Annotated in this window: 28 protein-coding genes; 19 read left to right on the top strand and 9 right to left on the bottom strand. The window is 34.1% G+C overall.

The window, feature by feature from the left end; genetic code table 11:
• Nucleotide 1: 1 nt before the first annotated feature.
• Both ACFQ0R_RS01250 and ACFQ0R_RS01245 read right to left on the bottom strand, forming a co-directional pair.
• Nucleotides 2-631, bottom strand: coding sequence for a trimeric intracellular cation channel family protein (locus tag ACFQ0R_RS01250; RefSeq protein WP_379656553.1), 630 nt, complete (start codon nt 629-631; stop codon nt 2-4).
• Nucleotides 631-1,341, bottom strand: coding sequence for an RDD family protein (locus ACFQ0R_RS01245; RefSeq protein ID WP_379656552.1), 711 nt, complete (start codon nt 1,339-1,341; stop codon nt 631-633). Before ACFQ0R_RS01245 ends, ACFQ0R_RS01250 begins: the two co-directional genes overlap by 1 nt.
• A 33-nt stretch (nt 1,342-1,374) precedes the next feature.
• On the opposite strand from ACFQ0R_RS01245, the gene ACFQ0R_RS01240 reads away from it, so the two are divergent.
• The 19 genes from ACFQ0R_RS01240 to ACFQ0R_RS01150 all read left to right on the top strand — a co-directional run bounded on the left by ACFQ0R_RS01240 (nt 1,375) and on the right by ACFQ0R_RS01150 (nt 19,966).
• Nucleotides 1,375-2,349, top strand: a complete 975-nt coding sequence (locus ACFQ0R_RS01240) for a stage II sporulation protein M (protein ID WP_379656551.1) — start codon at nt 1,375-1,377, stop codon at nt 2,347-2,349.
• The gene (locus ACFQ0R_RS01235; protein ID WP_379656550.1) at nt 2,324-3,205 is read left to right on the top strand and encodes a hypothetical protein; all 882 of its coding nucleotides are present in this window, start codon (nt 2,324-2,326) and stop codon (nt 3,203-3,205) included. Before ACFQ0R_RS01240 ends, ACFQ0R_RS01235 begins: the two co-directional genes overlap by 26 nt.
• A complete protein-coding gene (locus ACFQ0R_RS01230; RefSeq protein WP_379656549.1) occupies nt 3,195-3,968 on the top strand; it encodes a hypothetical protein in 774 nt (257 codons plus the stop codon). The genes ACFQ0R_RS01235 and ACFQ0R_RS01230 overlap by 11 nt, the downstream gene beginning before the upstream one ends.
• Entirely contained in the window at nt 3,961-5,157 is a 1,197-nt protein-coding gene (locus ACFQ0R_RS01225; RefSeq protein WP_379656548.1) for a DUF4350 domain-containing protein, read from the top strand. Before ACFQ0R_RS01230 ends, ACFQ0R_RS01225 begins: the two co-directional genes overlap by 8 nt.
• A gap of 3 nt (nt 5,158-5,160) precedes the next feature.
• Nucleotides 5,161-6,147 carry an AAA family ATPase gene (locus tag ACFQ0R_RS01220; RefSeq protein ID WP_379656547.1) on the top strand — a complete coding sequence of 329 codons (987 nt, stop codon included), beginning with the start codon at nt 5,161-5,163 and terminating at the stop codon, nt 6,145-6,147.
• Nucleotides 6,147-7,478: a DUF58 domain-containing protein gene (locus ACFQ0R_RS01215; RefSeq protein ID WP_379656546.1), complete on the top strand. Its 1,332-nt coding sequence runs from the start codon at nt 6,147-6,149 to the stop codon at nt 7,476-7,478. The genes ACFQ0R_RS01220 and ACFQ0R_RS01215 overlap by 1 nt, the downstream gene beginning before the upstream one ends.
• On the top strand, nt 7,475-8,047 hold the full coding sequence (gene rdgB, locus ACFQ0R_RS01210) for an RdgB/HAM1 family non-canonical purine NTP pyrophosphatase (protein WP_379656545.1): 573 nt from the start codon (nt 7,475-7,477) through the stop codon (nt 8,045-8,047). The genes ACFQ0R_RS01215 and rdgB overlap by 4 nt, the downstream gene beginning before the upstream one ends.
• 68 nt (nt 8,048-8,115) lie before the next feature.
• A complete protein-coding gene (locus ACFQ0R_RS01205; protein WP_379656544.1) occupies nt 8,116-9,876 on the top strand; it encodes a DEAD/DEAH box helicase in 1,761 nt (586 codons plus the stop codon).
• Between the two features lie 62 nt (nt 9,877-9,938).
• Complete coding sequence (locus tag ACFQ0R_RS01200; RefSeq protein WP_379656543.1) at nt 9,939-10,709, top strand: carboxypeptidase-like regulatory domain-containing protein; 771 nt, start codon at nt 9,939-9,941, stop codon at nt 10,707-10,709.
• 3 nt (nt 10,710-10,712) lie between these two features.
• Entirely contained in the window at nt 10,713-11,396 is a 684-nt protein-coding gene (locus ACFQ0R_RS01195; RefSeq protein ID WP_379656542.1) for a Sir2 family NAD-dependent protein deacetylase, read from the top strand.
• 104 nt (nt 11,397-11,500) lie between these two features.
• A complete protein-coding gene (gene purB / locus ACFQ0R_RS01190) occupies nt 11,501-12,838 on the top strand; it encodes an adenylosuccinate lyase (protein ID WP_379656541.1) in 1,338 nt (445 codons plus the stop codon).
• Nucleotides 12,839-12,842: 4 nt separating this feature from the next.
• Nucleotides 12,843-13,757 carry a 1,4-dihydroxy-2-naphthoate octaprenyltransferase gene (gene menA / locus ACFQ0R_RS01185; protein ID WP_379656540.1) on the top strand — a complete coding sequence of 305 codons (915 nt, stop codon included), beginning with the start codon at nt 12,843-12,845 and terminating at the stop codon, nt 13,755-13,757.
• Between the two features lie 64 nt (nt 13,758-13,821).
• A complete protein-coding gene (locus ACFQ0R_RS01180; RefSeq protein WP_379656539.1) occupies nt 13,822-14,703 on the top strand; it encodes an SDR family oxidoreductase in 882 nt (293 codons plus the stop codon).
• A gap of 88 nt (nt 14,704-14,791) precedes the next feature.
• A complete protein-coding gene (locus ACFQ0R_RS01175; protein WP_379656538.1) occupies nt 14,792-15,556 on the top strand; it encodes a ParA family protein in 765 nt (254 codons plus the stop codon).
• A 4-nt stretch (nt 15,557-15,560) separates the two neighbouring features.
• The gene (locus tag ACFQ0R_RS01170) at nt 15,561-16,463 is read left to right on the top strand and encodes a ParB/RepB/Spo0J family partition protein (protein WP_379656537.1); all 903 of its coding nucleotides are present in this window, start codon (nt 15,561-15,563) and stop codon (nt 16,461-16,463) included.
• Complete coding sequence (locus tag ACFQ0R_RS01165; protein ID WP_379656536.1) at nt 16,453-17,034, top strand: DUF5683 domain-containing protein; 582 nt, start codon at nt 16,453-16,455, stop codon at nt 17,032-17,034. Before ACFQ0R_RS01170 ends, ACFQ0R_RS01165 begins: the two co-directional genes overlap by 11 nt.
• Nucleotides 17,035-17,751, top strand: a complete 717-nt coding sequence (gene dapB, locus ACFQ0R_RS01160; RefSeq protein WP_379656535.1) for a 4-hydroxy-tetrahydrodipicolinate reductase — start codon at nt 17,035-17,037, stop codon at nt 17,749-17,751.
• Nucleotides 17,752-17,761: 10 nt separating this feature from the next.
• Nucleotides 17,762-19,330 (top strand): signal peptidase I, encoded by a 1,569-nt coding sequence (lepB, locus tag ACFQ0R_RS01155; RefSeq protein WP_379656534.1) that lies wholly within the window; start codon nt 17,762-17,764, stop codon nt 19,328-19,330.
• 3 nt (nt 19,331-19,333) lie between these two features.
• A complete protein-coding gene (locus ACFQ0R_RS01150) occupies nt 19,334-19,966 on the top strand; it encodes a WbqC family protein (protein ID WP_379656533.1) in 633 nt (210 codons plus the stop codon).
• On the opposite strand, the gene ACFQ0R_RS01145 is transcribed toward ACFQ0R_RS01150, so the two are convergent.
• The 7 genes from ACFQ0R_RS01145 to ACFQ0R_RS01115 all read right to left on the bottom strand — a co-directional run bounded on the left by ACFQ0R_RS01145 (nt 19,963) and on the right by ACFQ0R_RS01115 (nt 26,144).
• Complete coding sequence (locus ACFQ0R_RS01145) at nt 19,963-20,679, bottom strand: endonuclease/exonuclease/phosphatase family protein (protein WP_379656532.1); 717 nt, start codon at nt 20,677-20,679, stop codon at nt 19,963-19,965. The two genes, ACFQ0R_RS01150 and ACFQ0R_RS01145, sit on opposite strands and share 4 nt — an antisense overlap.
• Nucleotides 20,680-20,993: 314 nt before the next feature.
• Complete coding sequence (locus tag ACFQ0R_RS01140; RefSeq protein WP_379656579.1) at nt 20,994-21,878, bottom strand: rhomboid family intramembrane serine protease; 885 nt, start codon at nt 21,876-21,878, stop codon at nt 20,994-20,996.
• 1 nt (nt 21,879) lies between these two features.
• Nucleotides 21,880-22,632, bottom strand: coding sequence for a rhomboid family intramembrane serine protease (locus ACFQ0R_RS01135; protein ID WP_379656531.1), 753 nt, complete (start codon nt 22,630-22,632; stop codon nt 21,880-21,882).
• The gene (mutL, locus tag ACFQ0R_RS01130; RefSeq protein WP_379656530.1) at nt 22,633-24,480 is read right to left on the bottom strand and encodes a DNA mismatch repair endonuclease MutL; all 1,848 of its coding nucleotides are present in this window, start codon (nt 24,478-24,480) and stop codon (nt 22,633-22,635) included. It abuts the gene before it with no gap.
• 3 nt (nt 24,481-24,483) lie between these two features.
• Nucleotides 24,484-24,777 (bottom strand): hypothetical protein, encoded by a 294-nt coding sequence (locus tag ACFQ0R_RS01125; protein WP_379656529.1) that lies wholly within the window; start codon nt 24,775-24,777, stop codon nt 24,484-24,486.
• Nucleotides 24,778-24,865: 88 nt separating this feature from the next.
• The gene (gene ribH / locus ACFQ0R_RS01120) at nt 24,866-25,375 is read right to left on the bottom strand and encodes a 6,7-dimethyl-8-ribityllumazine synthase (RefSeq protein ID WP_379656528.1); all 510 of its coding nucleotides are present in this window, start codon (nt 25,373-25,375) and stop codon (nt 24,866-24,868) included.
• A gap of 1 nt (nt 25,376) precedes the next feature.
• On the bottom strand, nt 25,377-26,144 hold the full coding sequence (locus ACFQ0R_RS01115) for a tetratricopeptide repeat protein (RefSeq protein WP_379656527.1): 768 nt from the start codon (nt 26,142-26,144) through the stop codon (nt 25,377-25,379).
• Between the last annotated feature and the right edge of the window lie 46 nt (nt 26,145-26,190).

Below are 26,190 nucleotides of genomic sequence, written 5' to 3'. Positions count from 1 at the left end.
ACTACCAGTAATCCTCTATATCTTCGTCTTTCTTATAAATTGATGGTAATGAAAGCTTAAATATCACAGCTGAAAGTCTGACAATAATCACTACTAAACCAGATAATATGAATATTAAACTTACCGGAAAATTAAGTTTAAGAAAAATAAAATAACTAAACCCTCCCAAAATACAGGCTGTAGCATATATTTCTTTTCTAAATATTTGAGGAATTTCGTTACATAAAATATCTCTGATCACACCTCCAAAACATGCACTTATGGTTCCAAGTGCAACACATATAATCGCAGGAAATCCTTCGGCAATTCCTTTTTCAACTCCAACTACGGTATAAAGTCCGATGCCAAGTGTGTCAAATAAGAAAAGAGATTTTCTTAAATAGGATAATTTTTTTCTGAAAATTACAGCAAGAATTGCTGTAACGATGATGACGTAAACATAAGTCATATCCTGCAACCACATAACAGGAACATCAAGTAAAACATCTCTCAAAGTACCTCCACCTACCGAAGTCACAAAAGCAATAATGAGAATTCCGAATGCATCCATTCGTTTTTTTAGTGAAGTGAGCACTCCGGAGATAGAGAAAGCGATGACACCGAGTATATCTAGTATTAAAGTATAATCCATTAGTGAGTGCTATAGTATTGATAATCCTTCAATACAGTTTGAATAAAAGATTGTGGAGATTGAGTTATTTCCACATCAAGTTGTTTAGCTACTTTAGAGCTTAATTTATCTAGGATAGTTTGATCTTTTTTGGCTTTTTCAAAAATTGATTTTATACGTCTAAGATCTTCATCTTTCAGTGTGGCTACTTGAGGATATTGTGGCGAGTAAGTATCATCAATTTCAAATAATGGCATCTTTCTAAACCCAGTTTTTCTTCTTTCAGAAATTACTGTTGTTTTGGCTGCAAGATCTCCAAGGCGTTGCCCTTTTCCATTCATCAATATCACAACTATGGCAACTGCACCACTAGTCATACTTATTTCTACTATTCTGATGAGCCAACGAATTAAATAACTAGAAAATTGTGGTGTTGAGCCATCAATATTTACCACTCGTAATCTCATGGAAGCCTTACCGATACTTTGACCGTTCATAAAAGTTTCCATCAATAAGTGGTATAAAAAAGGTGGTAATCCAAGTACAAGAGATGTTGCAGCACTTTCAAATGGAGAGATATTTAATAATCCAGACATAATAGCTGTAGTCGCTAAGATGTAGCCCATGATTACTATAAAATCTATAATGTAAGCCAATATTCTATCCCAAACTGTGGCTACACTTTGTTTAATCTTTACATTTTGTGCAGTTTCGATTTGAAAATGACTCATAGATTGTGTTTCTTTGAATAAATTATATCACAGATGCGAGAGGCGGCTTTTGTCAAGCAAAATAAAGACAAATGGTTAAAATTTGAAAGGGTTGTGCAAAATAATATCAGCATTTCTCCAAGCGAACTCTCAAAACTGTATGTAGAGCTTACTGAAGATCTCAATTATGCTCAAACTTTCTATTCCAATAGCGAGACTTTAGCCTATCTTAATGAACTTTCGGTAGGAATTCATCAAAAAATCTACAAGACTAAAAAAGAATCAAAAAACAGGATTTATCAATTTTATACTAAAGAATTTCCTTTATTTTTTTACAAATACAGGTCTACTTTACTTTTAGCATTTCTTCTCTTTATTGGTTTCAGTGCTGTTGGAGCTTATTCTGCTTCAGCAGATGATGGATTTGTAAGGCTGATTCTGGGAGATGCCTACGTCAATGCAACAATAGAAAACATACAAAAAGGAGATCCTATGGCAGTTTACAAAAAGGCCAACCAAACGGACATGTTTCTAGGGATCACACTCAATAATATAAAAGTCGCCTTGCTTGCCTTTGTTGCTGGAATTCTTGCTGGATTAGGAACCATCTATATCGTTATACAAAACGCTATCATGCTGGGGTCGTTTCAATATTTTTTTTATGAACAGGGCTTGCTTTGGGAATCTGCCAGAACCATTTGGATTCATGGTACCATTGAAATATCGGTCATCATTGTTGCTGCGTGTGCAGGACTCGTCATGGGAAAAAGTCTCTTGTTTCCTAAAACTTATACCAGGCTTCAATCATTTAGTCAAGGTGTAAAAGCAGGTCTTAAGATTGTAATAAGCACCATACCTTTTTTTATAATTGCAGGGTTTTTGGAAGGATTTGTAACTCGTCTTACAGGGATGCCAGACTGGCTCGCCATAATAATTATAGTATCATCATTATTTTTAATTATTTATTATTACATTATCTTACCACAACTAATCCATAACAAACATGCAAAACAACTACATCAACTTTAAGAAAGAGCGTGATCTTGGCTCTATTATTTCAGACACATTCAAGTTTATAAGAGAAGAATATAAATCTATATTTAGGCTTTATATAAAGCATGTTGGATGGCTTTTACTTCTAGTTGTAGCAATGAGTACATATTATCAATACGAGTCCTTAAATATTACTGGAGATTTTTTAAGCAATGGGAATCCTCAAGACTTTTTGTTAGAAATGATTTCAGAAACCGGATTAGCTATTCTCTTATTGAGCTTAACGTCTATTGCTTATTCAGCACTAAGCATTACTACTATCAATAGCATCATTAAAAGTTATGTCAAGAACGAAGGTGAAATCAAAGATGAAGACGTAAGCCACTTCATCAGTCAATTTTTCGGTAACTCCCTATTAAGTCTTATTGTCGTTGGAATTTTAGTCTCTATTGGTTTTCTGTTATGCGTATTACCAGGTATTTATTTAATAGTTCCATTATCTTTAATTTTTCCAATTATTGTATTTCAGGAAAAATCATTTTCAGATGCATTTTCAGAATGTTTCAAACTCATCAAACAAAACTGGTGGATATCTTTCGCTACTTTACTTATCATAAGTATACTAATATGGTTGATAAGTGGTTTATTTCAACTTCCTATAGTAATAATGAGTGCTATGGAAACATTCACATCTATCGAAGAAACAGGAGCTGCAGGAACTGCAAATCTTGCCAGCAATTGGTTATACATGACCTTTTATGTTTTGTCAGCTTTAGCACAATACATTTTAGGAATAGTAACTCTCATTAGTATTGCCCTTATCTATTTCAACTTGAATGAGTACCATAACAAAACAGGAACTTTAGAAGACATCGACCGTATTGGAAGTTAAATCAAATCATTTATTTCATGTTTTAATTTTATTCTTTATTCTGAATTTGATAGGGACTGGATTAATGATGGCTACTGAACAGCCTCAAGCCAGCGATAGCTTAAAGAGTCATCCAAAAGTTGTAGAGTTTGATAAATCCATTATTGAATCCTATCAGGCAGATGATGACTATGACTATTTCAAATATACTGAAGATGAGTCAGCTTGGTCAAAATTTCAAAACTGGATCAATCTTCAATGGAGTAAATTTCTTGACTGGATATTTTCTGGTGTTTCAGAAGGAAATTTCTGGAACTATCTAGCCTTGATTTTAAAAATTCTTCTCATTGTCGGTCTGCTCGTTCTTATTGTTTGGCTTTTTAATAAATATTATGTTTTAAAACGAAAAAAAGTCCCTGAAAGTAAAACAGAAATCAACCTGTCTGAAGATGAACGTTTAGTTCTGAAAAAAGATTTGTCAACGCTCATCGAAGAAGCAGAGTCTGAAACCAACTTTAGGCTGGCATCCCGGTATTTATTTCTCAATATTCTGAAAAATTTGAAAGAAAACAATATTATCGAATATCAATTTCAGAAGACAAATGCAGATTACAAGTCTGAAATTTCTCAAGAAGAGATCAAGTCAGATTTTACGTATGCATCGCGATTTTACGAATTTGTGTGGTATGGTGATTTTCAACTGGAAATTACAGAATACAAAAAAGCTAAAAATCGTTTTGAAGCCATAATCACAACTATTCAAAATACCAAAGCAAATGGATAAAAAGATGAAAGCTTTGCTTTGGGGATTGATTGGGCTTATAGTTCTAGTCATCATACTGGATGCTACAAAAGAAAAACCAACTGACTGGACTCCAAGTTACCTGCATACAGATGACAGAGCACTTGCTACGGAAATATTTTATGAGAGTTTCAAAAACTTTACTCCAGAAATTGAGCATTTTAACCAATCGCCTTTCGAAATTTTTCAAGATAGTATACAAAGAGAAGGAACTTATTTTTTTCTGAACAATTACGTCAATTTGACTAAAGAAGAGAATGAAGCTCTTTTAAGTTGGGTAGATTCTGGAAACACAGTTTTTATAGCCTCAGAAGGTATTCCAAAATTGCTTTTGGATACATTAAATCTGGATGTTAGTTTTCATGTAAGTAATTCTGAAATTGAATATCAACCTAGTTTTAATCTGAAAGAAGAATCTCTTCAGTTATCCAATTTTAGGACATCAAAAAAAACTTTTGAATATCTGTATTTTTCTGAAATTGATTCAGCTGTAACAAAAAACTTAGGTATTGTAAAGACAAAAAACACTAAAGCTGAGAGCTTAAATCATACCAATTTCGTTGAAATTGAATGGGGGAAAGGAAAATTCCTTCTTCATCTTGCCCCGCAAGTCTATACCAATTATTTCATGGTAGATGGCAACAATAGTGACTACACAGCAAGAACTCTTGGATATTTAGACTTCAATCAACCATTATACTGGGACAATTACTACAAATCTGGAAAGGAAAGAATTTCAAATCCATTGTATTATCTACTATCCAACCCCTATCTAAAGTCAACTTATTATCTCATAATAGTTACCTCACTTTTATTTATAATATTTGGAGGTAAACGCAAACAACGTCCTATTCCAATAATTCCTCCTGTCGAAAATCGGTCTTACGAGTTTGCACAAACCATCGCAGGAATGTATTTGGATAAAAAAGACCATAAAGTCATAGCTCAGAAACAAATCACAACCTTTTTGGAACACATCAGGTCTGCCTATCATTTATCCACAAATGACATTAATACCTCATTTTTGAAAGATTTAGCTTCCAAAACCGATAAAGATTATGAAGACTTAAAAGCTTTATTTCAGTATATTGAACGCATTAATACTTCCGAAGTCGTCAGCGAAGACGAATTAAAAATATTAGATAAAAAAATTACAACTTTCAACAGCTAGATTATGCAAGAAGAAAATTCAATAGAATTCAATAATAGAATACCTTTAGAAGAACTGAAATCTTCAGTAGAAGCCATCAGCAAAGAACTTGCTAAGGTTATTGTAGGTCAGGATGATTTTGTAAAACTGCTTGTCGTTGGATTACTTACAGATGGTCACGTACTTATAGAAGGCGTTCCCGGTATTGCTAAAACCATTACATCAAAACTTTTCGCCAGATCTATAAATACTAAATTCAACAGAATACAATTCACACCAGACCTTATGCCGAGTGATGTGTTGGGAACATCTATCCTTAAAGCGGACCAATCTGATTTTGAATTCAAGAAAGGACCAATTTTTTCTAACATAGTTTTGATAGATGAAATCAATCGGGCTCCTGCTAAAACTCAGGCTGCTCTGTTTGAAGTTATGGAAGAGAAACAAATTACAATGGATGGAAAGGAATATAAAATGCCACCTCCATTCATGGTGATTGCCACTCAAAATCCCATCGAACAGGAAGGAACGTATGCCTTACCTGAAGCTCAACTGGATAGATTTTTATTCAAATTAAAAATTGAATATCCAAATCTGGAAGAAGAAGTCCAGATATTGAAATCTCACCATGGTCGTAAATCTGGGCTTCCTCTAGATGAAATTGAAACGGTTATGAATGTAGAAACTTTGCTTAAATTCAGAGATCAAATTCATGATATTGTAGTTGAAGATAAAATATTTGATTATATCGCTGAAATTGTTTTACAAACCAGGAAACATCCGCATCTTTTACTTGGTGGGTCACCAAGAGCCTCACTTTCAATTCTTAAAGCGTCGAAAGCTTTTGCAGCCATACAAGGAAGAGATTTTGTGACTCCGGAAGATGTAAAATTAAGCCTGAAACCAACACTAAATCATAGAATTATTCTATCACCAGAAAAGGAAATGGAAGGCACAACTCCAGAACAAGTTATCGATCTCATTCAGAAATCTATAGAAATTCCTAGATAGTGCGTCAATTTATTTCATCTCTTTATTTTGGTAAACGGGTTTATACAGTTCTATATAGCTTATCGGGTCTGTTTTTGATTTCCTTTTGGTTTGAAAGCCTATTTATCATCAGTTCTGGTTTATTGATTATTTTTATTGGAATACTGTTGATTGAAATTTTCAGATTATTCAATGGAAATAAGTTTTCTGCAGATAGAATTTTGCCAGAAAAATTCTCAAACAGCGATGCCAATGCAGTTGAGCTTCATTTTGAAAATAAATACAACTTCCTTATTCATCTGGAAATAATAGATGAAATACCAGTGCAATTTCAGAAGAGAGATTTTTTAAAAATCTTATCCTTGGAAGGAAATTCAAAACGAGATTATAATTACTCGCTGACTCCTGTAAAACGAGGAGAATATAAATTTGGGTATCTCAATTGCTTCATCAGCACCAAATCAAAATTAGTCAAGCGGCGCTATAGATTCGAAAATGAAGCTATGGTAAAAGTTTATCCTTCATTTATTCAAATGCGAGCTTTAGATTTTCTTTCCATCGACCAAAAAATGAGTCACTATGGGATGAAAAAAATTAGGAAGATTGGGCATACCATGGAATTTGAGAAAATTAAAAATTATGTAACTGGCGATGATATCCGCACCATTAACTGGAAGGCAACTGCCAAGCATAACAAACTAATGGTAAATCAATATCAGGATGAAAAATCACAGCCTATTTATAATATTATTGATGTAGGCCGCGTGATGAAAATGCCTTTTGAAGGTTTGTCTTTGTTAGATTATTCCATTAACGCTTCTTTGGCTTTCAGCAATATTGCTTTGAAAAAGAAAGACAAAGTTGGTATGCTCACGTTTGCTGATACAATTGACAATTTTATACCTGCCAATTCTAAAAAATCACATTTAAATACTTTATTGGAAACTCTTTACGGGATAGAATCTAATTTTTTGGTGTCTGATTTTAATAGACTTTACGCACATAGTAGGAGAAAAATTACTCAGCGTAGTTTGTTGATGATGTACACCAATTTTGAACACATCACAAGTTTGAAGAGGCAACTCCCCTATCTTAGAGCTTTGGCTAAGTCTCACCTTCTGGTAGTTATCTTTTTTGAAAATACTGAACTTGATGAACTGGCTAACAAGTCAACCACCAAATTGACAGAAATTTACGAAAAAACGATTGCCCAGGAATTTATCTACAACAAACAATTAATGGTAAAAGAGCTTGAAAAGAACGGCATTCAAACCGTATTGACTAAGCCTAAAGATTTATCTGTGAATACCATCAATAAATATTTAGAAATAAAAGCAAAAGGAATCTTATGAAACTGATCTTCGCTACACACAATCCAAATAAAGTCAAGGAAATACAAGAGCTACTCCCAGAACATATTCAAATTCTATCTCTAAATGATTTAGACTATAACAAAGAAATCGTGGAATATGGAGAGACGATTGAAGCCAATGCTAAAATAAAAGCTGAAACGATTTCAGAATTATATGATTTACCATGTTTCGCAGACGACACAGGGCTTGAAGTTGAGGCTTTGGACGGAAAGCCAGGAGTCAAATCTGCAAGATATGCTGGACAAGAAAAAAGCGATGAAGCCAATAAGGAAAAGTTACTCAAGAATCTCGAAGGTGCTGAAGATAGATCAGCAAGATTTAAAACAGTCATTGTTTTCATAAACGGCAACGAGATAAAAGAATTTGTAGGAATATGCGATGGAGAAATCACTAAAGAACCTTCTGGTACTGGAGGGTTTGGATATGATCCCATTTTTAAACCAAAAGGGTTTACTAAAACTTTTGCTGAGATGTCTTCTTTAGAAAAAAACAAAATAAGTCATAGAGGTTTGGCCTTTCATAAACTGATTGAATTTCTAAAAGCCTAAAATAAAAACAAATACCACTCATAACCAGTTTAGGAATACGTACCTTTGCACCTATTTTTAAATTACTTATGACTACATTTGAATCATTAGGCTTAAGCCCCGAAATCTTAAAAGCAATTGAAGATTTGGGATTTGAGTCCCCGAGTGAAGTACAGGAACAAACGATTCCTATCTTACTCGAAGAGCCTACCGACATGGTAGCGCTAGCCCAAACAGGTACAGGAAAAACCGCAGCATTTGGTTTTCCATTAATTCAGAATATCGACCTTAATTCTAAAAAAACACAAGGTTTAATTCTTTCTCCAACGCGTGAGTTGTGTATGCAAATTACCAACGAGCTAAAACAGTATGCAAAATACTATCAAAATCTCAACACTGTTGCGGTTTACGGTGGTGCAAGCATTACTGATCAAGCAAAGCAAATAAAGAGAGGTGCACAAATTATTGTAGCAACTCCTGGACGTATGAAAGATATGATCCAAAGAAACATTATCGACATTTCCAACATCAACATTTGTATCCTTGATGAAGCTGATGAAATGTTAAATATGGGATTCTTTGAAGACATCAAAGAAATCCTTTCCCATTCTTCAGATCAAAAAAATACATGGTTATTTAGCGCAACGATGCCAAAAGAGGTATCGATGATTGCTAAAAAATTCATGAAAAGTCCAAAAGAAATTACTGTTGGACAAAAGAATATCTCTACAAAATCTGTAAGTCACGAATACTTCATAGTAGGAGGTCGTGATCGCTACAGCGCAGTTAAACGTGTAGTAGATGCCAATCCAGATATTTATGCAGTGATCTTTTGCAGAACCAAAAGAGATACTCAAAAAGTAGCTGAGAAGCTTATTGAAGATGGCTACAGTGCTTCCGCACTTCACGGTGATTTGAGCCAAGCTCAAAGAGATATGGTAATGAACAGTTTCAGAAAGAAACAAATCCAGATGCTTGTAGCAACTGACGTTGCTGCCCGTGGAATTGATGTGGATGACATTACTCACGTGATCAATTACCAACTCCCAGACGAAATCGAAACTTACACTCACCGTAGTGGAAGGACTGGTCGTGCAGGAAAAGAAGGAAAATCTTTGGTTATTGTCACTAAAAGTGAGGTTAGAAAGATTCGTCAAGTTGAAAAAATAATCGGTCAGAAATTCACTCAGGAAGAATTACCTTCAGGAGATGAAATTTGTAAACGCCAGTTATTTCACCTTGCAGATGAAATTAAGACTACAAAAATTAACCCTGAGATAGATTCTTTTATTCCAGACCTGGAAGCTCAGTTTGAAGACTTGAGTAAAGAAGATATCATTAAAAAATTCTTCTCTGTAGAGTTTACAAGATTCCACAATTACTACAAAAATGCTCCTAAAATCACCCAACATTCTGCAGATGAAGCATATTCTTCTGGAAAAGATTATGGTGATGAAACGCGTTTCTTTATCAATATTGGTGAAAAAGACGGTTTCAACTGGATGTCTTTAAAAGATTTCTTAAAAGAGCAATTGAATCTAGACCGTGACGGCGTAGCTAAAGTTGATGTGAAAAATACATTTTCATTCTTTAACGTTCCTACTGATGATGTTGAAAAAGTACAAAGTACATTTGATACATTTATGCTAAAAGGAAGACACGTCAATGTTGAAATCACCAAAGACCAAAAAAGTGGTGGTGGTAGAAAAGGTGGCGGTGGAGGCCGTGATCGTGGTGATCGTAAGCCTAGAAAACGTTTTGATAAAAATAAATCATCAGATTTTAAAGGAAAAAAATCTGGTGGATCTAGCGTAAAAAGTTCTTTCGAAAGAAGAAGAAATAAAAACTAAATAAAGTTCTAAAAAGTCATTTCGATATAAGCTTATTGTATCGAAATGACTATTTTTAAAATATGGATTATAAACACTTATTTATATTTATTTGCCTTTCTCTGATTTCAATTACTAGCTGGAGTCAAGATGAAGATTTAGAGATCATTACAGGAGTTGTAATGAATGCAGCGAATGATAAGCCTTTAGAAAACGTTAATATTGTAAATATTAACACAGTTAAAGGTTCCACAACAAATAAAGAAGGTGAATTCAAAGTCAAAGCAAGAATAAACGATACTTTATATCTATCTTACCTTGGTTATAGATCTATTCAAGTTGAAATTACTGATGACTGGGTAAAGTTTGGAGATGTCAAGATCAAAATGACAGAATCTGCAATTGCTCTGCAAGAAGTTAAACTAAAAGAAGTTCAGCTTACAGGATATCTAGAAATAGATGCACAAAACATTCCTATTTACGATAATTACAGATACAGTATATCTGGTTTAGATTACGCCTACGAAGGCGGGAATTATCAAAACAGTGCCATTTCAAAAGTATTACAATCCATTTCTAATCCTGCTGATTTACTCTACAAAACCTTCAGTAAAAAAGATCAGCAAATGCGACGTTTACGTAAGATGAAAATGAACGAAAGCATTAAAGATATTCTACAAGATAAATATGACAGAGAAACACTTTCAGCAGTACTCCAAATAAATAAAGATGATATCGATCAAGTTTTGGATAGATGCAATTATTCCAGAGACTTTATCACTACAGCAAACGACCTACAAGTTCTAGATGCTATAAGCAGTTGCTACGAAGAATATAGAGCAATAAACCGATAACCTTTGAAACACATAAGCGTACTTACTGGAGCAGGAATAAGCGCAGAGAGTGGCGTAAAAACTTTCAGAGATCATGATGGTCTTTGGGAAGGACACGATGTGATGCGAGTTGCAACACCACAAGGATTTGAACAAAATCCAAAATTAGTTTTAGATTTTTACAATCAAAGAAGGAAACAGTTAAAATCTGTTCTCCCCAATCAGGCTCACAAACCTTTAGTTGATCTTGAAAAGCAATATAAAGTAGATATCATTACCCAGAATGTTGATGACCTTCATGAAAGAGCAGGTAGTTCCAGTATTACACATCTTCATGGTGAACTCATGAAAGCAAGAAGTGTAAAGGATGAAGCTTTGATTTATGACTGGACTGAAGATATACTTCCTGGGCATGTCAATGAAGAAGAGCATCAATTGAGACCTCATGTGGTATGGTTTGGTGAAGCTGTTCCTATGATGGACAAAGCTATAGACATTATCAAAAAAACTGATATCATCATTATTATAGGAACATCTATGCAGGTTTATCCTGCTGCCGGACTTATAGATTTTGCTCCGGAACATACTCCTATTTATTTTGTCGATCCAGATCCTTCCATTTCAGAATCAAATAGTACTAATATTATTGCTGAAAAAGCTACAACAGGAGTAGAAAAAGTAGTAAAAAAACTACTGGATTTAAGTTAACTTAAATAGATTCAGAAGAAGTTTGAAGTCTAAAAGTAAATCCTTTTTACTTAAAAAAATGCTGATGAAAGCTTATATTTGCTAGCGAAATTAAATCTCAGTACATGAATTCGCTTGACGCCATTTCCCCTATTGACGGACGTTACTCTTCCAAAACAAAATCTTTAAAGCATTACTTTAGTGAGCATGCTTTAATTAAATACAGAGTAAGAGTAGAAATCGAATATTTCATTGCATTGTGTGAACTACCGCTTCCTCAATTAAAAAATGTTGATAGTTCTCTGTATCCAAGTTTGCGTTCTATTTATTTGGATTTAAACCTTGATGACGCAGAACATATCAAATCGATAGAAAAAGTCACCAATCACGATGTAAAAGCAGTTGAGTACTTCATAAAAGAACGAATGGATCATTTGGATTTAAGAACCTCAAAAGAATTTATTCACTTTGGCTTGACTTCTCAAGACATCAACAACACAGCGGTTCCGCTTAGCTTGCTTGAAGCTATTCATGAAGTTTATATTCCTGAATTAGAAAAGGTGATCACTAAAATCGGTGAGAAAGCGAGGGAATGGTCTAAAGTACCTATGCTTGCAAGAACTCATGGACAACCTGCTTCTCCTACCCGATTGGGTAAAGAATTTGAAGTTTTTACAGTAAGACTTCAAGAGCAGTTAAGTCAGCTTATTGCTGTTCCTGCTTCTGCTAAATTTGGTGGTGCAACAGGAAACTTTAACGCTCATAAAGTAGCGTACCCTGAAATTAACTGGAGGGATTTTGGAAAAGAATTTGTAGAAAAACGCTTAAAATTAAAGCACTCCTTCCCTACTACCCAAATTGAACATTACGACAATATGGCCTCCACATTTGATGCCATGAAGCGTATCAATACGATTTTATTGGATTTTGATAAAGACATCTGGAGTTATGTCTCTATGGATTATTTCAAACAAAAAATTAAAAAAGGAGAAGTTGGATCGTCTGCGATGCCACATAAAGTGAATCCTATTGATTTTGAAAATTCTGAAGGTAATCTAGGCATTGCAAATGCTTTACTAGAACACCTTTCAGCAAAATTACCTATAAGTCGACTTCAAAGAGATCTCACGGATAGTACAGTTCTCAGGAATATTGGTGTTCCAATAGGACATATGCTTATCGCTCTACAGTCTACAGCTAAAGGACTTGATAAATTAGTATTGAACTCGAGCAAGATTGAAAAAGATCTCAACGATAACTGGGCTGTTGTAGCAGAAGCAATTCAAACAATCTTGAGACGTGAGGGTTTTAAAAATCCTTACGAAGCTTTAAAAGGTTTGACAAGAACCAATTCAAAAATAAATGAGGAAAGTATTTCTACTTTTATAGATTCGCTTGAAGTTTCTGATTCCGTAAAAGCTGAATTAAGAGCTATCACGCCGTCTAATTATACAGGAATTTAAGAGTATGAGTAAACTCTCAGCTTGGATTTCTGCAGCGCGTTTACGCACATTACCACTTTCATTATCTGGAATTTTGGTAGGCTCTGCTTTGGCTTTTCCATCCAATCAATTTGAATCTGGAATATTTTGGTTAGCTATGGCTACCACTCTAGGATTGCAAATCCTTTCCAATTTTGCCAACGACTACGGAGATGGTGTAAAAGGAACCGATAATGATGAGCGAATAGGTCCAATGAGGGCTCTACAGAGCGGGATAATTACAGATAAAGAGATGAAAAAAGGAATTATCTTAACATCCGTGATTACAGCTTTATTTGCAGCTGCCTTGATATATACAAGCTTAGGTAAGGATAATTTTGTTTTGAGTTTGTTATTCATTTTTTTAGGAGCTTCAGCAATTATAGCAGCTATAAAATATACAGTTGGCGATTCTGCCTATGGTTATAAAGGTCTTGGAGATATATTTGTTTTTATTTTTTTTGGACTTGTAAGTGTTATTGGAGTTAATTTTTTGATGACCCAGCAAATTGATTTTTTGCTTCTTCTTCCAGCTATGAGTATAGGATTTTTAAGTAGTGCTGTACTCAATCTTAATAATATGAGAGATGAAAACAGCGATAGAAATGCAAACAAAAAAACCCTCGTAGTCATCAATGGAAAAAAGTTTGCTAAAGCTTATCACATTAGGCTAATTGCTGGAGCTTTTGTAAGTCTTCTTGTTTATATCATTGTAAAGTTCAATCAAAATCTATTTCTAATCTATGCTTCTTTATTAGCTTTTGTTCCTTTAGTCTTTCATTTAAAGAAAATTATTAATTATAAGGATCCAAAAAAACTGGACCCTGAACTTAAAAAAGTAGCTCTAAGCACTTTCGCTTTAGCTTTGATCTTTTTTATAATTTTATCTTTAAGCTACTAAATAATTGATTTACTCGAATACTTGACTTTGAAACATTAATTTGTAAATTGAAAAAAAATATCTGATGGATTTTAAAAGAAAAATGTTACGTGATGATGCCCTAAAAGGCAAAACTATAATTGTAACTGGAGGAGGAAGTGGTTTAGGCAAATCTATGACTAGCTACTTTTTGGAGCTAGGTGCAAACGTAGTTATCACAAGTAGAAATCTGGATAAACTAAAGACAACTGCAGCAGCTCTGGAAGAAGAAACAGGAGGGAAATGCCTGCCTGTACAGTGTGATGTAAGACATTACGAGGAAGTAGAAAGTATGATTGATAAAGCGCATGAAGCTTTTGGAGAAGTTGATGTTTTGCTTAATAATGCTGCAGGAAATTTCATTTCTCCCACCGAAAGATTGTCTGCAAATGCATTTGATACCATTATAGACATTGTTTTAAAAGGTTCCAAGAACTGTACTTTAGCTTTAGGAAAATATTGGATTGACAAACATCAAACTAACAAAACTGTGCTTAATATCGTAACTACTTATGCCTGGACTGGTTCTGCATTTGTAGTTCCTAGTGCTACAGCAAAAGCAGGAGTACTAGCCATGACCAGATCACTGGCCGTAGAGTGGGCAAAATATGGAATCCGATTTAACGCAATTGCTCCAGGCCCATTTCCAACCAAAGGTGCCTGGGATAGATTACTTCCAGGAGAACTGAAAGAGAAGTTTGATTTAGCTAAGAAAGTTCCTCTTAAAAGAGTTGGCGATCACCAAGAATTAGCAAACTTAGCTGCATATTTAGTTTCAGATTTTGCCCAATATCTCAATGGGGAAGTTATAACTATTGATGGTGGAGAGTGGTTGAAAGGTGCAGGACAGTTTAATCTTCTTGAGCAGGTCACTCCTGAAATGTGGGATCAATTGGAGCAAATGATTCGTTCTCAAAAAAAGAGCTAGAAATTTTCTTAATTTTCACAAAGATTTGAAGGCATAATCTTATGCCATAAATAATTGTAATTTTACAACTCGTAATTCATAACTTTTAATGGGTAAAATAATTTCGATTGCAAACCAAAAAGGTGGTGTTGGTAAGACCACGACAGCCGTTAACCTGGCTGCAGCATTAGGTGTATTGGAGAAAAAAGTACTTCTAATCGATGCAGATCCTCAAGCTAACGCAACTTCAGGATTGGGAATTGATATAGAAACTGTAGAAATTGGTACATATCAGCTTTTGGAACACACTAAAAATGCTGAAGAAGCTATCATGGAAACAGATTCTCCAAATTTAGAGTTGATTCCTTCTCATATAGACCTCGTAGCAATTGAGCTTGAACTGGTAGACATGGAACGCCGAGAGTACATGCTCAAAGAAGCTCTGATGCCTATTAAATCTAAATTTGATTATATTCTTATTGATTGCGCTCCCTCTTTAGGATTACTTACTCTGAATGCACTTACGGCTTCAGATTCAGTTTTAATACCTATTCAATGTGAATACTTTGCATTAGAAGGGCTCGGGAAATTATTAAATACAATCAAAAGCGTTCAGAAAATACATAATCAACAATTAAGTATTGAAGGTTTGTTGTTAACAATGTATGACTCCAGATTACGCTTATCCAACCAAGTGGTTGAAGAAGTCAAAAAACACTTTAGCGACATGGTTTTTGAGACAATTATACAACGAAATGTACGTTTAAGCGAAGCTCCTAGTTATGGAGAAAGCATTATAAAATATGATGCTGCAAGTAAAGGAGCAAATAACTATTTAAGTTTAGCTGAAGAAATTATTAAAAAGTCAAACTAGATTCATGGCGAAAACGACGAAGAAAAAAGCTTTAGGAAGAGGCCTTTCAGCCTTATTAAATGATCCAGAAAATGACATCAAATCTGCTGAAGATAAGAATGCAGATAAGGTGGTTGGCAACATCGTAGAATTAAGCCTTGAGGCTATTGAAGTTAATCCATTTCAACCTAGAACAAGTTTTAATGAGGATGCTTTAAAAGAACTGGCATCATCTATAAGAGAACTAGGAGTAATACAGCCAATCACTGTAAGAAAGCTGGACTTTAACAAGTACCAATTAGTTTCTGGTGAACGTCGTTACAGAGCTTCTAAAATGGTTGGTTTACAAACCATTCCTGCTTATATAAGAATTGCCAACGACCAAGAGTCTTTAGAAATGGCGCTTGTAGAAAATATTCAGCGTCAAGACCTAGACCCTATTGAGGTTGCACTATCTTATCAAAGACTTATTGATGAAATTGCTTTGACTCAAGAAGAAATGAGTGAAAGAATTGGCAAGAATAGATCGACTATTGCTAATTATCTAAGACTACTAAAGCTAGATCCTATTGTCCAAACAGGAATGAGAGATGGATTCTTAAGCATGGGGCATGGTCGAGCACTTATCAATATCGATAGTACTGACATTCAACTTCAAGTCTATGAGAGAATTTTAAAAGATAAACTTTCAGTAAGAGAAACAGAAGCCTTAGTAAGGCGAATCCAAGATAATTCTTCAAAATCTAAAGACAAAAAAGAGCCAAAAGTTGACGAAAAGAAACAAAAAGCCCTAAAGCAAATTTCATCTTATTTTGGTGCAAAAGTTGAATTGAAAGTAAACAAAAAAGGAAATGGTAAGCTCATCGTTCCTTTTTCTTCCGATGAAGATTTTCAAAGAATTAAAAAATTAATACAAGGTGACTCATAATTTTCTCTACTCTCTTGTATTCATATTAGGCGGGTTTTTACTCACATTTGGACAGGTTCAAGATAGTCTTGAAGTGAGAACAACTATGATTTCCACAAAAGAAGCTTTTAAGCTGGATCTTTATGATCCTCTAGCTCCAGCAAGATCAGCCTTTTATTCTGCTGTATTACCTGGTTTAGGTCAGGCTTATAATGGCAGTTATTGGAAAATCCCGTTAGTTTACGCTGGTATAGGTACAAGTTTATATTTAGTAATTCAAAATGACAGTCAGTATAATCGTTATCGAGATGCTTATAAACGAAGACTTGCAGGATTTACAGATGACGAGTTTCAGAATATCTTAGAGAATGAAGGGCTCATTAATGCACAAAAGCAGTTTAGACAAAATAAAGAATTCGCAATTTTAGCAACAGTAGCATTTTATTTATTGAATATAGTAGATGCTAATGTTGATGCTCACCTTCGTCAATTTGATGTCTCCAGAGATCTCTCTCTCAAACCAAATTTTCAACCGAATTATTTGAGTGGAAACGTTGATTATGGTTTAACTTTGAATTTTAAATTTAACTAAATGAAGCTTGCAATACTAGGTTACGGTAAAATGGGTAAAACTGTTGAAGAAATTGCACTTTCCAGGGATCATGACATCGTATATATTTCATCTGGACAACTAGATATTAATGAATTAAAAAACGCTGATGTTGCCATTGATTTTAGTATTCCAGAAGCAGCCTTCAATAATATTACTAGTTGTCTAGAGAATGGAGTTGCTATAGTATCTGGAACAACTGGCTGGCTAGACAAATATACCGAAGCCGTTGATAAATGTAAATCTGAGTCTGGTCGATTTCTTTATGCCTCCAATTTTAGTGTTGGCGTAAATGTTTTTTTTGAATTGAATTCCTACTTAGCAAAAATGATGTCTGGACTCGATGAATACGGAGTTAAACTAAAAGAAGTTCATCATCTGGAAAAGAAGGATGCTCCTAGTGGAACAGCAATTAGTTTGGCAGATCAAATTATCAAAGAAACAAGTTATAAATCATGGAATCATCCTCCAAAGAATGATGAAACATCTATAGATATTGAAGCTGAAAGAGAAGCTGGAATTTTTGGCTATCATGATGTGACTTATGATTCTGATATTGATACTATTTCTATTTCACATAATGCAAAATCCCGAAAAGGATTCGCTCATGGTGCTGTTGTTGCAGCTGAGTGGATTTTAAAACAAAAAGAAGGTGTTTATTCTATGAAAGATGTCCTTCAACTCAACTCACCTAATTAAAACACTTTTCATGTCATTTACAGATATATTACTTTTTATATTATTAATTCAAGTTATTCACTTTTTTGGAACTTGGAAATTATATCAAAGTGCAGGAAGAAAGTGGTGGGAAGCTGCAATTCCTATTTATAATGCAATTATTTTATTTAAGATCATCAACAGGCCTTGGTGGTGGGTTTTTCTGATTTTTGTTCCTATTGTCAATTTGATAATGTTCCCAGTAATATGGGTTGAAACTGCTAGAAGTTTTGGCAAAAACGATACAAAGGACACTATCTTACAGCTCCTTACACTTGGGTTTTATACCTACTACATTAACTATTTCACTAAACATGAATACATTGAAGATAGAAGTTTAAAAGCTAAGTCGAAGTCTGGAGATTTTGTCAGTTCAATTTTATTTGCTGTTGTTGCTGCCACTATTGTACATACTTATATCATGCAGCCATTTACAATTCCAACTTCATCTCTTGAAAAAACATTGTTAGTTGGTGATTTTCTCTTTGTAAGCAAATTTCATTATGGTGCTAGATTACCTCAAACAGCAGTTTCTTTTCCTATGGTTCATGATACGATTCCTGGCTTGGGAGTTAAATCATACACTAATAAACCTCAATTACCATATTTGAGACTTCCCGGATTTCAAAAGGTTCAGCGTAATGATATTGTTGTCTTTAATTGGCCTGTGGACACAGTAAGAATGTTTAGAGATAAATCTGGTAAACATTACGATAAACCTGTAGATAAAAAATCAAATTACGTCAAACGAGCTGTAGGTGTTGCGGGAGATTCTTTAAAAATTATAGATGGTAAAATTTATGTCAACAATTCCCCTCTCCAACTCCCAGATAGAGCAAAACCTCAATATTCTTATGTAGTTCAAGGTAAAGGCCAGGGTTTCAATATGCGTAGCTTAGTTGAAATATATGGAATCACAGATGGTTTACAGTGGGTAGATAGAGAGCGTGACTTGTACCAAGTCAATGCAATTACTGCAGAGAATCTGGCTAAGTTTAAAAATCATCCTAATGTAAAGTCAGTTCAACGCATAATTTCACCAGAAGGTAAAGCTGACCCTGGTATTTTCCCTAATAACGGAAAGGTAAATTGGAACAGAGATAACTTCGGTCCGATTTATATTCCTAAAGCAGGGAAAACTGTTCAACTTGATTTAGAGAGTTTCTCACTATACAGAAGAATTATTGAAGTTTATGAAGGATCTGAAATGGGATTTGATAATAAGCTTGAAGTAAAAGATTCTCAGGTATATCTTAATGGCAAACCCATCAATGAATATACTTTCAAACAAGACTACTATTGGATGATGGGAGATAACCGTCACAATAGTGAAGATAGTCGCTATTGGGGATATGTCCCCCAAAATCATGTAGTTGGTAAACCAGTTTTCATTTGGATGAGTCTTGATGGAAATGCTAATGGCTTGATTGATAAAGTTAGATGGGAAAGATTATTTACTACAGTAGGCGGCGAAGGTAAGCCTACCTCCTATTTCGTATATTTTTTGATAGGATTAGTCCTTATTATCGGTTATAATTATTTCATCAAAAAGAAAAAATAAACTGTGAAACCACTTCTCGTAAATCCTAGTTACTTTGGTCCTATAGATTTATATGCTTTTATTGCTCAATCTGAAAATATTGTAATGGAAAAGCATGACAATTACCAAAAGCAAACCTATAGAACACGGCAATATATTTACGGAGCTAATGGTAAACTTTTACTCAATGTCCCAATTAAACATCGAGAAAAAAAAACGGACAAACATCAAAAATATAAAGATATACAAATTGAAAATGCTTTCAAGTGGCAGCGTCTTCACTGGAAATCTTTAGAAGCAGCATACAGGACATCTCCTTTTTTTGAATATTATGAAGATGAATTTGTTCCTTTATTTGAAAAAAAAGCAACCTTTCTAATGGATTTTAATTTGAAATGTATGGAAATTGTTTTTGAATCTCTAGGTCTAGACTTTGATTTCAGTTTTACTGAAAATTTTGAGTTAACAACTGAAAGTTACGATGATCAGAGGTATCTAACTAATTCTAAAAGGAAACAAAAGGCAGAATTTGAAGAATATATTCAAGTTTTTCAATCCAAATACGGGTACATTTCCAACCTCAGTATTCTCGATCTCTTATTTAATAAAGGTCCAGCTGCTTTAAATTATTTAGAATCACAAAAACTTATTCGTTAAAGTTTAAAGCTTGCCATTATAGGATAGTGATCTGAAAGTTTTAAATCGTAATTCTTAAAATTTATATTTTCAATGTTTTCTTCATTGAAAATGGCATCAATTCTAAGTGGTAAAAAATCAAAATCGAAAGTCTTACCTAAGCCTTGTCCAGATTCTACAAAAGCATCTTTAAGGTTATGCTCTAAAATTTTACTTGCAACAAAAGAAAAAGGCGTATTATTCATGTCTATGCAAACTATTTTAGAAAGATGTGTTGACTCAAAGTTATCCGTAAGCATCTTTGCTTGTTCTTGTTGTTTTACAAAAGATTTACCTACTCTGCTAATGAGTTGTTGATGGTTTTCATTTTGGAGAGCATTTACATCAGGGATGATTTTGAGCGACTCAAGATGCACTGCATAGATTCTTAAGGTGTCTTGTCGCATGACTACATCTGCATATATTGCATTATTATGGGTATTTGGAAAATCAATAGTTCCTTTTTTTATGATTCTATGTTTACTAAAGATTGCAATTCCAATTTTTGAAGATTCAGTTTTAAACTTTTCAAAAAAATAAGGATATTCGTTTAACTTAAGTCCATCGACCTTTAAGTAATCCTGAAAAGCTACAATATCTGGAGATTCAGAAGAAATAAATTCGGAGATTTTCTCAGGAACACGGTCTTCATTTATCCAATTATACTCATTAAATAAACGAACATTGTAACTCATTACTTTAAAAGTGCTTTCTGTGTTAACTTCGGAGCTCTTATTTAGAACAAAAATTTTGCTTAAGTATGAGAAACCAGAAAGAAAAAGCAATGTTGATAATAAAAAATGAAGCTTTAGCCTCAAAATCCAGTACACTGCAAATATTAAATTGATGAGCATAAAAATAGGTAGCCCTAGATTCAGAATCGAAAGAAATGCAGACAGTTTTGGCGGTACAAAAGGTAAGATATAAGCAACAAGTAAACAGACTCCAAAAAATATATTGAATGAAAAAATTACTTTTTGAAAAAAATTGAGTCTAGTTTTCATGACAATTACATGTCTTTTCCGGCTTTAAAAAGAAAATCTTTCTCTTTTTTGGAGAGACTATCATAACCACTTTTACTGATTTTTTCTAAAATTTGATCAATTTTCTTCTGCTTATCTGTCCTGCTTGTTGATGAACTCTGTTTTTTCTTAGTGTTTTTATGAACAGTTTTCATATTACTTTTTCTTGACTTTGGCTGAAAAAATTCTATAAACCAATCTGTAATAGTCTGTAACCACGAACCTATGTCATTTCCCTTTTTTAACTGAGTAATGTATAAATACCCTACTGTAGAACCACCAAGGTGAGCTAAGTGTCCTCCGGGATTGGATATTGGTATTTGAATGATATCTAAAACAACTAAAAATGCAGCGATCCACCAAAGTTTGAGATTACCTAAAAAGAATAAGCGTACCTGAAGGTTAGGTGCCTGAGTTGCTGTAGCTACGAGAATGGCCATTACAGAAGCTGAAGCGCCAATTAAATAAGATCTTCCGGTACCACTAAAAGCTGGTAATAAGTTATAACTTAAGGTATATATTAAAGCACCGAGAATAGCTCCAAGAACATATAGATTCAACATACGTTTCCCAGAAAAATAAGTCAAAAAGAATTTTCCGGAAAAATATAGAATAAGCATATTGGATAAAATATGAAAAATCCCTGAATGCATAAATGCATAAGTGATAATTGTCCATGGCTTATAAGCATACTCCATAAGACTCTTGGGAAATACTAACCATTCTATAAAGAAGTCTGTTGGTATTTGAAATAAAAACCCTATAGTTCTAAAAACGAAGGTGAGTAAAAACAATGCAACATTAATACCTATCAATTTTTCTAAGGTATCCGCTGTGTTGTATTTATAACTTAATTTCTGTTTCCAGTCCATATCAATTCCATCTATTAGCATCAAACGAATTCTTCTTCCAGTAGTACATAGTGATGAAACCTATAACTGCACCACCAATATGCGCCCAATAAGCTGTATTGGAAGGTCCAAGCAAAGTTACTCCAGTTATTGCAGAAAACAGGTTTAATAAGAAATAACCTCCGATTAAATATTTGGCTTTAATAGGTATTGGAACAAATATGATGTATAGAGGTAAGTTGGGATAGACAACTGCAAAAGCTGCCAGTATTCCAAAAATAGCGCCAGATGCACCTACCATAGGTGTTAGATAATTACTGAATAGCTGATTGCTTACTTCTTTGGGAATTGAAGAGTAGACTCTGTATTCACCTGTAGTTCGGACACTTTCAAACATATTTGAAATTTCCTGAGAACTTACTCCCGCGTCAATATATGCCTGGTAAGCATTATTAAAACCTATATAACTAAATAGAATTTGTAAGCCGGCAGCCCCTAAACCTGCAGAAAAATAAATAAATAAGAATTTGTTCTGGCCAAGATATTGTTCTAGCAAACTTCCAAACATGTATAAAGCAAACATATTGAACAAGATATGTGAAAACCCACCATGCATAAACATGTGAGTGATGATTTGCCAAATTCCAAAATTTGGATTTTCCGGAAACCACAAGGCGAAGATTTTATAGGCATAATCTCCTAAATAATTTGCTCCAAAAAAGAATAAAATATTAGCTATTAATAAGACTTTTACCGTATCGGTGATTCTTCCCATTTACATAAATTTTTTGTCGAAGTCTGCAGCAGACTGTTTCACGAAAACTAATCGATTTAGAGGAGTTAACATTGGTTCTTTACAAGAAAATAACAGATTTACAAGTTCTGTTTGTTCCTCTTTTTGCAAAACTGTTCCATTCTTTATGGCCATGCTTTGAGCTAGTGATTTTGCAAGCCTATCGGTTTGGTCAAAACCAGAATCAGGTATGTCATTTTCAAAATCAGACAAAAGCTGATCTAGTAAAATCGAAGTTTCGCTTTCTGGCAATCTGTTAGGAATTCCATTTATTTTTACAAAATCTTCTCCGAATTCTGAGATTGAAAATCCAGCATTGACTAGTGCATCTTTCAAAATTTTGAATACTCGCATTTCATTAGCATCTAAACGCAGTTTTAAAGGAAATAAAAGCTGTTGGCTTAGAGCAGGTTGAGCTGTTATATTTTTAAGCAATTCTTCATAAAGAATTCTGAAATGTGCCCGATGCTGATCTATGATGAGCATTTCAGATTTTGTAGAGGTTATAATATATTTTCGCTGAAGTTGAAAAGTTCCAGAGGATTGATGGACTTGTGTTTGTCCTTGAAAAAGTGATGGTGCAACTGGCTCGCTTTCTACTTCTATATTCATTAAGTCATCATTATTATCAGCTGTTTCCGTATACAAAGACTCCCAGTTTTCAGTTGATTTTGATTTGAATGAACTTGTATTAGCATTAGAGTTGCTTACTTTTTTTTCAGATTCAAAAGGATTAAAATTCCTGTCAACATCTATTGAAGGAATTTTGGCTCCAGTTTTATGCTGAACATAATCAGTATCCATACTAGAATCTTTATTAAAGTCTAAAACTGGAGATACATTAAACTGACCCAAGCTATGTTTGACACTACTTCGTAAAATTGAATAAATAGCATGCTCATTGTCAAATTTCACCTCTGTTTTAGTAGGATGAATATTGATGTCTATGGATTGAGGATCTACTTGCAGGTATAAAAAATATGATGGGTATGCCTTATCTTTCAATAAACCTTCAAAAGCACTAGAAACAGCATGGTGAAGATATGGGTGCTTTATAAATCTATCATTGACGAAGAAAAATTGTTCACCACGAGATTTCTTAGCAAATTCTGGTTTTCCAACAAAACCAGTCAACTTTATTAAATCTGTTTCTTCTTTTACAGGAACCAACTTTTCATTGGTCTTCGCTCCCATGACGCCAACTATACGTTGTCGATGATTAGCTGCAGGAAGATTAAAAAGTTCACTTCCGTTATGGTTGAGTTTAAAAGCAATAGAAGGATGAACCAAAGCTACTCTTTGGAATTCATCGATAACATGCTTCTGCTCAACTGTTGTAGACTTTAGAAAGTTACGTCTTGCTGGGATATTAAAAAAGAGATTTTTTACAGATAAAGAAGTTCCAACTGGTGTTACACAAGGTTCTTGTTTTACAATATTACTCCCTTCAATAACAAGATGAGAGCCCAGATCTTCATCTTCAGTCTTAGTTTTCATCTCTACATGTGAGACAGCTGCAATAGAAGCTAGAGCCTCACCCCTGAATCCTTTAGTATTTAATCTAAATAAATCTTCAGCTGAATTAATTTTGGAAGTTGCATGTCGCTCAAAAGATAGTCTTGCATCTGTATCGCCCATACCAGAGCCATTATCAATAACTTGTATCAAAGTTTTACCACCTTCCTTTACCAATAAAGTTATGGATGTTGCATCAGCATCTACAGCATTTTCCAAAAGTTCTTTAACGACAGAAGCTGGTCTTTGAACGACTTCACCTGCTGCGATTTGGTTTGCAACATGGTCTGGTAATAAATGAATAATACTGCTCATTGACTATTGTGAAGAAAAAATTGATAGATCAAAATCGATGATCCATAAAAAGATAAAAGTTAAAATCAGTACGATTATAATTATAGTCCTATTTACACCACGATTATTTCTATTTCTAGAACTCTCTCGCGCTTCTGCCCAATGCGAGCCAAAATCTACAGAATTATGCGTCTCTTTATATTTAGCAAATTTAGAATCAAAACTATATGGATTTCCAGTATCCTTACCCTTGTAATATCTGGGAGTATAGTTATACCTAGAATTCTTTCTTAATTTAAGCGACTTTAATTTAAACATATCTTTTGATGAGAATTCAAAATTAAAGAATTTCCATCAATTCATGAGGCTTAAACCTTTTTAAAGCTAGCGAATTTCTTTTAATAGATTAATTCGATTTGTAGAATTTAGCATCCTTGCGAAGTTGTGCCATTTTAATAGCAGCAATTGCAGCTTCTGAACCTTTGTTACCATGAATTCCGCCTGAACGGGCTTCAGACTGTTCCTTGGTGTTATCGGTCAATACACAAAAAATTACTGGAATATCATTTTTAAGATTTAAATCCATAATCCCTTGGGTTAAACCTTGACAAACAAAATCAAAATGCTTGGTTTCTCCCTGAATCACATTACCAATTGCCACTATGGCATCTAGCATCTCAAAACTTTCCTGCATTTTTTTACATCCGTAAGGAAGTTCAAAACTGCCAGGAACATTCCATCTTATAATATTTTCCTTGATAGCTCCAACATCCATTAAAGTATCGAAAGCACCCTGGAAAAGATTTTCTGTAATGTCAGGATTCCATTCTGAAACCACAAGACCAATTTTCATGTCTTTGGCATCAGGGAGTTTATCCTTATCGTAAACCGAAAGATTTTTTTCTGAAGTAGCCATTTTAAAGAACTTCTGCTTGTCCTAAGTATACGTCTGCATTTCTAGCTTCGGTAGAATTTGGAAACTCGTCTTTAATTCTGTTCAAGTGTTTTTTTGCAGTTTCACCATCTTCCAAACTAATTGCAGTAATAGCAGCTTTAAGTAAAAACTTAGGAGTTGTAAATTCATTTTTTCTAAGATTAGCAGCTTTTTCAAAGTAATCTAAAGCTTCTTCTGGCTGATCTAATTGCAAAAACGCATCACCTATAGAACCTTTTGCTAATGGAGTTAAAATCTCATCATCAGCGTTGAATTTGTCTAAGTATTCAATTGCGTCTTGATAGTTTCCTAGATTCAAATGAGATATACCTGCGTAATAGTTAGCTAATTCTCCAGCTTTTGTACCACTATAATTAGAAGCAATATCTTGAAAGCCAAATTTACCATTTCCGCCTTGTAGAGATCTTGTAAAAAGTGAGTCCTGCTCTGCACCAGAAGCTTCTATAGCAGAATCAAAAAACTGCTGAGCTTGATTCATCTCATTTGCAGCCTCTGCTTCATTTGGCTCCTGAATAAATTTCTGGTAGCCCAAAAATCCTAGGATAACAACTGCAATGGCGATGATCACACCAAAAATAGGCTTTTGATATTTAGATAAAAACCGCTCTGTAGAACTTGCGCCTTCATCTAATGTACTAAACACTTCAGCTGTTGTAGATTCGTTTTCAATCTGCTCTTCGCGTTCAGCTTTGTTATTTGGTTTGTAACCTCTTTTCTTGTATGATGCCATAATTGTATTTTATTCTATTGAGCAAAAATATAATTTTATTCCATAT

This window comes from Psychroflexus salinarum, assembly GCF_042677225.1.
Lineage (GTDB): Bacteria > Bacteroidota > Bacteroidia > Flavobacteriales > Flavobacteriaceae > Psychroflexus > Psychroflexus salinarum.
Note: the sequence above shows the minus strand (reverse complement) of the source record. Positions and strands in the feature narration are given on the sequence as shown.

What these genes read in the sequence shown, in the direction of transcription:
- ACFQ0R_RS01250 (WP_379656553.1), bottom strand. Translation starts at nt 631, where the DNA reads ATGGATTATACTTTAATACTAGATATACTCGGTGTCATCGCTTTCTCT.
- ACFQ0R_RS01245 (WP_379656552.1), bottom strand. Translation starts at nt 1,341, where the DNA reads ATGAGTCATTTTCAAATCGAAACTGCACAAAATGTAAAGATTAAACAA.
- ACFQ0R_RS01240 (WP_379656551.1), top strand. Translation starts at nt 1,375, where the DNA reads ATGCGAGAGGCGGCTTTTGTCAAGCAAAATAAAGACAAATGGTTAAAA.
- ACFQ0R_RS01235 (WP_379656550.1), top strand. Translation starts at nt 2,324, where the DNA reads ATGCAAAACAACTACATCAACTTTAAGAAAGAGCGTGATCTTGGCTCT.
- ACFQ0R_RS01225 (WP_379656548.1), top strand. Translation starts at nt 3,961, where the DNA reads ATGGATAAAAAGATGAAAGCTTTGCTTTGGGGATTGATTGGGCTTATA.
- ACFQ0R_RS01220 (WP_379656547.1), top strand. Translation starts at nt 5,161, where the DNA reads ATGCAAGAAGAAAATTCAATAGAATTCAATAATAGAATACCTTTAGAA.
- rdgB (WP_379656545.1), top strand. Translation starts at nt 7,475, where the DNA reads ATGAAACTGATCTTCGCTACACACAATCCAAATAAAGTCAAGGAAATA.
- ACFQ0R_RS01205 (WP_379656544.1), top strand. Translation starts at nt 8,116, where the DNA reads ATGACTACATTTGAATCATTAGGCTTAAGCCCCGAAATCTTAAAAGCA.
- ACFQ0R_RS01200 (WP_379656543.1), top strand. Translation starts at nt 9,939, where the DNA reads ATGGATTATAAACACTTATTTATATTTATTTGCCTTTCTCTGATTTCA.
- purB (WP_379656541.1), top strand. Translation starts at nt 11,501, where the DNA reads ATGAATTCGCTTGACGCCATTTCCCCTATTGACGGACGTTACTCTTCC.
- menA (WP_379656540.1), top strand. Translation starts at nt 12,843, where the DNA reads ATGAGTAAACTCTCAGCTTGGATTTCTGCAGCGCGTTTACGCACATTA.
- ACFQ0R_RS01180 (WP_379656539.1), top strand. Translation starts at nt 13,822, where the DNA reads ATGGATTTTAAAAGAAAAATGTTACGTGATGATGCCCTAAAAGGCAAA.
- ACFQ0R_RS01175 (WP_379656538.1), top strand. Translation starts at nt 14,792, where the DNA reads ATGGGTAAAATAATTTCGATTGCAAACCAAAAAGGTGGTGTTGGTAAG.
- ACFQ0R_RS01170 (WP_379656537.1), top strand. Translation starts at nt 15,561, where the DNA reads ATGGCGAAAACGACGAAGAAAAAAGCTTTAGGAAGAGGCCTTTCAGCC.
- dapB (WP_379656535.1), top strand. Translation starts at nt 17,035, where the DNA reads ATGAAGCTTGCAATACTAGGTTACGGTAAAATGGGTAAAACTGTTGAA.
- lepB (WP_379656534.1), top strand. Translation starts at nt 17,762, where the DNA reads ATGTCATTTACAGATATATTACTTTTTATATTATTAATTCAAGTTATT.
- ACFQ0R_RS01145 (WP_379656532.1), bottom strand. Translation starts at nt 20,679, where the DNA reads ATGAGTTACAATGTTCGTTTATTTAATGAGTATAATTGGATAAATGAA.
- ACFQ0R_RS01140 (WP_379656579.1), bottom strand. Translation starts at nt 21,878, where the DNA reads ATGGACTGGAAACAGAAATTAAGTTATAAATACAACACAGCGGATACC.
- ACFQ0R_RS01135 (WP_379656531.1), bottom strand. Translation starts at nt 22,632, where the DNA reads ATGGGAAGAATCACCGATACGGTAAAAGTCTTATTAATAGCTAATATT.
- mutL (WP_379656530.1), bottom strand. Translation starts at nt 24,480, where the DNA reads ATGAGCAGTATTATTCATTTATTACCAGACCATGTTGCAAACCAAATC.
- ACFQ0R_RS01125 (WP_379656529.1), bottom strand. Translation starts at nt 24,777, where the DNA reads ATGTTTAAATTAAAGTCGCTTAAATTAAGAAAGAATTCTAGGTATAAC.
- ribH (WP_379656528.1), bottom strand. Translation starts at nt 25,375, where the DNA reads ATGGCTACTTCAGAAAAAAATCTTTCGGTTTACGATAAGGATAAACTC.
- ACFQ0R_RS01115 (WP_379656527.1), bottom strand. Translation starts at nt 26,144, where the DNA reads ATGGCATCATACAAGAAAAGAGGTTACAAACCAAATAACAAAGCTGAA.